The following is a 6,236-nucleotide window of genomic DNA, read 5'->3' as shown; positions in this document are numbered from 1 at the left end:
GTGGGGTGGCTAACGGGACTTGAACCCGCGACAACTGGAATCACAATCCAGGGCTCTACCAACTGAGCTATAGCCACCACTGTATTTCTTTTGCCAACACCGTCCTAAAAACCTTGGACCTACTGGCGCGCCCGACAGGATTCGAACCTGTGACCTTTGGCTCCGGAGGCCAACGCTCTATCCAGCTGAGCTACGGGCGCTTGCCCCTGTCGGCGGAAACGCATATTACGGATATGGCCCCCTGCCGTCTAGCATTTTTTTCAATTTTTTTTCTGACCGCTTCGTTTTTAACCAATAAGTACAAAAACGAATCACAGCCTTTCATCTTAACGGTTTAATGCAACAATCTAAAGCGTTATAATTACCGTACATTTACATGGGTTTTACAAACGTTAATTGCGATGGCCCAAAGTTCGCTACTTTTATTTGTGGCATCATTACAAAAAACTGCTGGTTGCTGGTTTTATGACCACTTGCAAGCATAATTATATAAGAAGCAGGCTTAACGTTTGTTAAGACCAATAAAAACTGGGAGTTCAACAGTGAGCACAAAGGGATTTTTTCTGCGAGGTATAGCCGTTATAGCGATCTCGGCTTTATCTCTTGTAGGCGCTGTAAAGGCGACCGACATGTCTGATGAAGCAATTGCTAGTCGTATCGCTCCGGTAGGAAGCGTCTACAAAGATGGGGAAGCACCGGTCAAGGTGGTTTCCGCAGCGGGTGGACCGCGGTCTGGTGATGCTGTTTATGGCACCTTCTGCGTGGCTTGCCACTCAACTGGGGCTGCTGGCGCTCCCATCAGTGGTGACGCTGGCGCTTGGGAGCCACGCCTTGCGCAAGGTAAAGAGAAGCTATACAAGCACGCGATCAATGGCTTTAATGGCATGCCTGCTAAGGGCACCTGTATGGATTGCTCAGATGATGAAATCATTGCCGCGATAGAGCACATGCTGAGTCTCTAACTGACAAAAAAAGCTACCCGATAAGGTAGCTTTTTCAATATCAATGGCTGCTGTTAATCTTTGTTGAGCATTGCCTTCAGATTAGCGATAGCGGCCTGCCCCTTTGCCATTCTCTCTTGCTGACTCTGTGGTTTTTTCTTTTCCTCCCACTCGAGGTCATCTTGCGGCAACTCCTCAAGGAACCGGCTTGGAGTCGGCTTTATCAGCTCACCATACTGCCGACGCTCTTTACAGAGGGTAAAAGTCATTTCGCGTTGAGCACGGGTTATACCTACGTATGCCAGGCGACGCTCTTCTTCAACATTGTCCTCATCAATACTGGATTGGTGAGGCAGTAGCCCCTCTTCCATTCCAACAAGATAAACATATGGAAATTCGAGGCCTTTGGAGGCATGAAGTGTCATCAACTGCACCTGATCGGCTTCATTATCGTCCTCTCCCCTTTCCATCATATCCCTCAAGGTAAGGCGCTGAACGACCTCTCTGAGCGATTTTGGCTCATTATCATAGTTATCCCCCTCGAGGTCCGCGACTATCCAGCTATAAAGATCTGACACGTTTTTCATTCGCATCTCGGCCGCCTTCGGACTGGAGGACGTTTCATATAGCCAATCCTCATAGTGAGAATCCCTAACCAAAGAGCGCACAGCCTCTACGGCATCCCCACGCTCGAATCGGTCTGACAGTTCAACAACCCAACGTGTAAAGCCCTGAAGGGCCTCTAGGCCTCTCCCTGTCAATGTTTGCTGCAGACCAAGTTCAAAGCTCGCAGCAAACAGGCTTTTCCCTCGCATATTGGCATAGCTACCCAGCTTTTCGAGTGTCACCGGGCCAATCTCACGTCGTGGTGTATTTACAATTCTCAAAAACGCATTATCGTCGTCCTGGTTAGTCAGGAGTCTGAGGTAAGCCATAATATCTTTGATTTCTGCACGAGCAAAAAACGAGGTACTGCCAGAGATCTTGTAAGGTATCCGGTTCTGCATCAATGCTTTCTCAAATAACCTGGACTGGTGGTTACCCCGATATAAGATGGCGTAATCTTTGTGATCAGTTCGATTCATGAAGCGGTGAGCTATCATCTCGCCGACGACCCTCTCTGCTTCATGCTCTTCATTATTGGCTTTCAGCACTTTCAACATTTCCCCGTCGGGGATCGCGGAAAAGAGTGTTTTTTCAAATACGTGTGGATTGTTATCTATCAATATATTGGCCGCACGAAGAATCCGGCTGGTTGAGCGGTAATTTTGCTCCAGTTTAATCACTTTCAGCGACGGGAAATCTTGATTGAGCAGAATCAGGTTTTTCGGCTGTGCACCTCGCCAGCTATAGATTGATTGATCATCGTCGCCCACGACGGTAAAGCGCGCTCTCTCGCCCACAAGAAGCTTCACTAGCTGGTACTGACTGGTATTGGTGTCCTGATACTCATCCACCAACAAATAGCGGATGCGGCTCTGCCACCTTTGCCTTACTTCCTCATTCATTTTAAGCAATAAGACAGGCATCAGAATCAAATCATCAAAATCCAGCGCATTATATGCTTTCATTTGCTTCTGATAAGCTGCGTAACAATGTGCGAAAAGTTTATCCCTGTCACCCATTGCCGCAGACTCAGCCTGTGCTGGAGTCAGCATGTCGTTTTTCCAGTTTGAAATTGTATGCATGAGCTGATTGAGCAAATCTTTATCACCATCAAGCTGCTCTTCGGTCAGTTCCTTAAGCAGAGCCATCTGATCCTGATCATCGAATAATGAAAAGCCCGCCTTAAGGCCCAGCACTTTGTATTCACGGCGGATTATATTGAGGCCAAGTGTGTGAAAAGTCGAAACCATCAGACCACGCGCTTCTTGTTTACCCATAGTCTGACTGACACGTTCTTTCATTTCCCGAGCAGCTTTATTGGTAAAGGTAACAGCTGCGATATTTCTTGCTTTGTACCCACATTGCTGGACAAGATAAGCAATCTTATTGGTGATCACCCGGGTTTTGCCTGAACCGGCACCAGCGAGAACCAGACAAGGTCCTGATACATGGCGAACAGCATCATTCTGAGCAGGGTTCAGTTTCATTTGAGCCTCTTTGAAAAATCGTGCGTAGTGAAGATTGCATTTTAAAAGGAAACCGGGCGATGTCTATCCTTGTACTCGTGTAATCATCACCCTCGTTTTTCATCGCCAGATAATTCAGTTTCGCGAAGCGATACTTCGACAAAAATAGGCTAATTGCATAGAATAGCGACAGTTACCTAAGGAGTTTTACATGTTTGATCCCAAAAAGCTTGAGAAGGTTGTTCGCCAGATCCAAGACTCAATGCCGACACCGGTCAAAGAGCTCGGCGCTGATGTCGAAAAGAAAGTAAGAGAAGTGATTCAGGCGCAGCTTGAGAAACTGGATGTGGTAAGCCGGGAAGAGTTTGATGTGCAGACTCAGGTGCTCCTGCGAACTCGCCAGAAGCTGACTGAGATGGAGCAAAAAATGGAAGCACTGGAGAAAAAATTCAGTGCAACAGAAAGTGATAAAGAATAAAAAAACCCGGCAGTTGCCGGGTTTTTTCTTTTTTTAAGCTGAGTATGGCTTTTAGTCGCCTACTGCTATGCGTTTCATGTCAGTCATATAACCACGTAGCTCCTGACCTATCCATTCTACAGGATGCGTCCGAAGCGCCTCGTTAACCGCAATTAACGTCGCGTTATCGACATGGTTACTCTCTTCGTTCAGTCCCTTACCAATAACATCGGTCTCTACACCTGGCATAAACTTCTCACGAAGTAGAGGCGTCGCCACATTTGCAAACAGGTAGTTACCGTATTCGGCAGTGTCAGAAATAACGACGTTCATTTCGTAAAGGCGCTTACGAGCAACCGTATTGGCAATCAGCGGCAGCTCATGCAGTGATTCATAGTACGCAGACTCATCGATGATGCCTGATGCTGTCATTGCCTCAAACGCCAACTCAACACCCGCACGAACCATGGCAACCATCAGAATACCGTTATCAAAATATTCCTGTTCAGTGATCTTAACGTCAGATTCTGGATAGTTCTCGAAAGGAGTATCCGCAGTCTCTGCACGCCAGCCTAGTAGTTCTTTATCGTCGTTCGCCCAGTCAGCCATCATGGTGCTAGAGAAATGGCCAGAGATGATGTCGTCCATATGCTTGTTATAAAGCGGACGCATCAGGTCTTTTAAATCTTCAGACAGCTCAAAAGCACGAACTTTTGCTGGGTTAGACAGACGGTCCATCATGTGGGTGATACCGCCAAATTTCAGGGCCTCGGTAATCGTTTCCCAACCAAACTGCAGCAGTTTACCGGCGTAGCCTGGTTCAATACCGTCTGCTACCATCTTGTCATAACAAACAAGCGTACCCGCCTGCAGCATGCCGCAGAGTATCGTTTGCTCGCCCATCAGGTCAGATTTCACTTCAGCAACGAACGATGATTCCAGAACCCCTGCACGGTGGCCGCCTGTTGCCGCTGCCCACGCTTTGGCAATTTCTAAGCCATCGTCATTTGGATCATTTTCAGGGTGAACCGCGATCAGGGTAGGTACACCAAAGCCACGCTTGTACTCTTCACGTACTTCCGTTCCCGGACACTTAGGAGCAACCATCACAACAGTGATGTCTGAACGGATCTGCATGCCCTCTTCAACGATATTAAAACCATGAGAATATCCGAGTGCAGCACCCTCTTTCATCAATGGCATAACAGCACTGATCACGCTGGTATGCTGCTTATCAGGTGTCAGGTTAACAACCAGATCAGCTTGAGGGATCAGGTTTTCATAGTTATCAACATTGAATCCATTCTCAGAGGCATTTTTAAACGACTGACGCTTTTCATCAATGGCCGCCTGACGAAGGGCATAAGATACATTTAAACCAGAGTCACGCATGTTAAGCCCCTGATTGAGACCCTGCGCACCACAACCGACGATGACCACTTTTTTTCCTTTCAGATAATCCGCTTCTGACGCAAATTCATCTTTATCCATAAAGCGGCATACACCCAGCTGCGCAAGTTGCTCGCGCATGTTTAATGTATTGAAGTAGTTAGACATCTCAGGCTCCATTAGTTTGTCTTTATTCAATTTCGCGACCCTTTGGACTCTGGCCGACGATGATGGTTCATCTTAGATCAGGCAGCAAGTTGCCTAAAGTGATATATTAACAACAATACATTGCACAAAATGCAACGTGAGTAGTGGGATGAACATTAAAAACCTTCAATATTTTCTGCATCTATGTGATAGCCAGTCTTTTAATAAAACCGCAACCTCAATGCACATAAGTCCGTCAGCATTGAGTCGGATCATTCAACGACTAGAGCAGGATGTTGGACAGAAGTTATTGACGAGAACAAACCGTTCTGTCGCTTTAACGGCCGCAGGGAAGCAACTTGCCCCCGTTGCGATGCAAATCGTCACGGATTGGCAAAATATAGTGTCAGTGATTCGTGAAGAAGACCCTAATCTAAAGGGTCAGCTGAAAGTATTTTGTTCTGTGACAGCCAGCTATAGCCACTTACCTGATCTATTAAATCGGTTCAGACAGTTCTACCCACAAATAGAGATACTACTTCAAACTGGCGATCCTGCTCTAAGTACCAGTCAGATCATGGACGACAGCGCCGATATCGCTATTGGCGCAAAACCAAAGCTGTTGCCTAACGACCTATATTTCAAAGTGTGGGATAAAGTAAGTATGTCAGTGATTGCGCCGAGTTTAGGCACCCATCTAGTGGGTAAAACAAAAGATGACACCAACTGGGATAATGTTCCATTGATACTCCCTGAATCCGGTAGAGCAAGAGATAACGCTAACGATTGGTTAAAGCGGTATACTCGCAAGCCTAATATCTACGCACAAATATCTGGTCATGAGGGCATAGTAAGTATGGTTGCACTCGGCTGTGGTGTGGGCATAGCACCAGATGTGGTTATCGACAACAGCCCAGTAAAGGACAAGGTAGAAAAACTGAACCTAGAACCTGTTGAAGCACTTGAGCTTGGACTTTGTTGCAGGAAGAGTCGCTCAAATGAGCCATTGCTTGCCGCTATGATGAGTTTGTTATCTTAAGGTTTGAATAAGATTAAAGTCGTGGAGTCTATCGTGTCTATGGCTTTAAGAATAAAAGTAGGACGTAAAACGCTAGTTTAGATAAAAGTGGATGGAAAGAACGTATCGCAAAGTGTATTTAATCAGGAAATAAATCGCGATATCACAAACGAAAAAAAGCCCCGCTATGTCTAGCGAGGCTTCTTTATAAG

General features: G+C 46.4%; 5 protein-coding genes and 2 tRNA genes. 3 read left to right on the top strand and 4 right to left on the bottom strand.

What is annotated here, in order from left to right:
• Position 1: 1 nt before the first annotated feature.
• Positions 2-77, bottom strand: a tRNA-His gene (locus A8L45_RS23020).
• A 46-nt stretch (positions 78-123) separates the two neighbouring features.
• Positions 124-200: transfer RNA gene (locus tag A8L45_RS23015), tRNA-Arg, on the bottom strand.
• A gap of 342 nt (positions 201-542) precedes the next feature.
• Between A8L45_RS23015 and A8L45_RS23010 the strand changes: the two genes are divergently transcribed.
• Positions 543-962 carry a c-type cytochrome gene (locus tag A8L45_RS23010; RefSeq protein ID WP_068905684.1) on the top strand — a complete coding sequence of 140 codons (420 nt, stop codon included), beginning with the start codon at positions 543-545 and terminating at the stop codon, positions 960-962.
• Positions 963-1,015: 53 nt separating this feature from the next.
• On the opposite strand, the gene rep is transcribed toward A8L45_RS23010, so the two are convergent.
• Positions 1,016-3,034: a DNA helicase Rep gene (rep, locus tag A8L45_RS23005; RefSeq protein WP_068905683.1), complete on the bottom strand. Its 2,019-nt coding sequence runs from the start codon at positions 3,032-3,034 to the stop codon at positions 1,016-1,018.
• Between the two features lie 190 nt (positions 3,035-3,224).
• On the opposite strand from rep, the gene ubiK reads away from it, so the two are divergent.
• Positions 3,225-3,491, top strand: coding sequence for a ubiquinone biosynthesis accessory factor UbiK (gene ubiK, locus A8L45_RS23000; RefSeq protein ID WP_068905682.1), 267 nt, complete (start codon positions 3,225-3,227; stop codon positions 3,489-3,491).
• A gap of 51 nt (positions 3,492-3,542) precedes the next feature.
• On the opposite strand, the gene ilvC is transcribed toward ubiK, so the two are convergent.
• The gene (gene ilvC, locus A8L45_RS22995) at positions 3,543-5,027 is read right to left on the bottom strand and encodes a ketol-acid reductoisomerase (RefSeq protein ID WP_068905681.1); all 1,485 of its coding nucleotides are present in this window, start codon (positions 5,025-5,027) and stop codon (positions 3,543-3,545) included.
• A 148-nt stretch (positions 5,028-5,175) separates the two neighbouring features.
• On the opposite strand from ilvC, the gene ilvY reads away from it, so the two are divergent.
• A complete protein-coding gene (ilvY, locus tag A8L45_RS22990; RefSeq protein ID WP_068905680.1) occupies positions 5,176-6,045 on the top strand; it encodes an HTH-type transcriptional activator IlvY in 870 nt (289 codons plus the stop codon).
• Positions 6,046-6,236: the final 191 nt, after the last annotated feature.

This window comes from Veronia pacifica (assembly GCF_001707825.1).
Taxonomy (GTDB): Bacteria; Pseudomonadota; Gammaproteobacteria; order Enterobacterales; family Vibrionaceae; genus Veronia; species Veronia pacifica.
This window is presented reverse-complemented; position numbering and strand designations above follow the sequence as displayed.